The organism is Syntrophomonas sp. UBA5494, from assembly GCF_002426325.1.
On record NZ_DIPG01000134.1, the window covers coordinates 54994 to 56475 of the forward strand.

General features: G+C 55.1%; 2 protein-coding genes. Both read right to left on the minus strand.

The window, feature by feature from the left end; genetic code table 11:
* The coding region (locus B3W37_RS15250; RefSeq protein ID WP_483176297.1) for an efflux RND transporter permease subunit at nt 1–722 on the minus strand (722 nt) is incomplete at its 3' end.
* The coding region (locus B3W37_RS15255) for an efflux RND transporter periplasmic adaptor subunit (protein ID WP_483176298.1) at nt 719–1482 on the minus strand (764 nt) is incomplete at its 5' end. The genes B3W37_RS15250 and B3W37_RS15255, both read right to left, overlap by 4 nt.

A 1482-nucleotide genomic window follows, 5' to 3' on the forward strand; every position in this document is an offset into this window, starting at 1 on the left:
TGCCTGATATCATCCAGGGATTCAAATTGCTGCAGGTTGCGCACATACATTTCCCGGCCGCCGCGCACCACTTTGCCTCCGGAAACATTGAAATTCTCCATCTGCAGAACCTGGGTCACCTGGGCCAGAGTCAGGCCATAATTCTCCAGCTTGACCGGATCTACATCAACATGCACTTCGCGGGGACTGCCCCCGGTAATGATTACGGAAGCCACCTCGGGAATCCTGGCCAGGCGGGGTTCTATCACATCCTCAGCTACCGCCTGCAGCTGGGTAAGGTCGGCGGCCCCGCTTATCCCTATCTGAATCACCGGCATCATGTTGGGGTCCATTTTAACCACCATTGGTTTGGTGGCGGTGTCGGGAAGGATCCCTTCTACAAACGTAATCTTCTCGCTGATTTCCTGGGCAGCGTTATCGACATTGATGCCCCAATCAAATTGCACGATGATAATCGAACTGCCTTCAGAGGATACTGAATCAACCTGTTTTATGCTGCCTACATTGGCTATGGCGCTTTCCAGAGGCTTGGTTACCTGGTTTTCCACTTCTTGCGGGCCGGCTCCGCTATATGAGCTCATAACCGCAACCACCGGGATCTCCATATCAGGATAAAGGTCTACGGACAAACGCGAATAGGTAAAGAATCCCAGGATCGCGACTACTACAACCAGAATAGCCATGGTTACCGGGCGTCGGATCGAAAAGTCTACCAGTTTCATACCTTTTCCTCCCCGGCAACCACCCTCACCAGGGTCCCGTCTGACACCAGGGTATTACCTTGGACGATAACCGGTGTTCCCACTTCCAGCCCCTCCATAATCTGGATGAGCCGATCACTGGAGATGCCGGTTTTTACCTCCAGGGGATGGGCCCGGTTCTCCGCATCCACGGTGTAGACCACGCTCTTATCCCCGCGGGCTATGACCGCTTCGATAGGCACACACAGGGTGTTTTCAGCCTGCTCGGTTGCCATTACCACCTCGGCGAACATGCCGGGGCGTATTTGCGGCTGAGCCTCATCCAGTGCCACCTGAACGGTGAAATTGCGTCTAACAACATCGGCCATCGGGTCCACGCTGACAACCGTGCCGGAAAATGGCTGGGCGCTTAAGGAAGATATGTATACATTGACTTTGCTTCCGGTCTGAATGAAGTTTATGTCTGCTTCACTGACCAGGACCTCCACCTGCAGCCGGGAAGTGTCGCTGACAACCGCAACCGGGCTTTGCGGGCTGGCGGTGTCACCCAGAGAAACCGCGATGCTTCCCACCATACCGCTGATGGGTGCGGTCAGATTGCAGTTGTTGAGTTGATCCTGAAGACTGAGCCGGGCGGCTTCAGCCGAGGCCACACTGGCTTCTACAGCCCCGGATTGCAGGGTTTCGTATTGCAGACGGGCCGCCTCCAGGGCGTTGTCCGCAATAGCGCCGGCTTGATGAAGTTGTTGCATGCGTTCATAGTTAAGACGGGCGTTTTCCA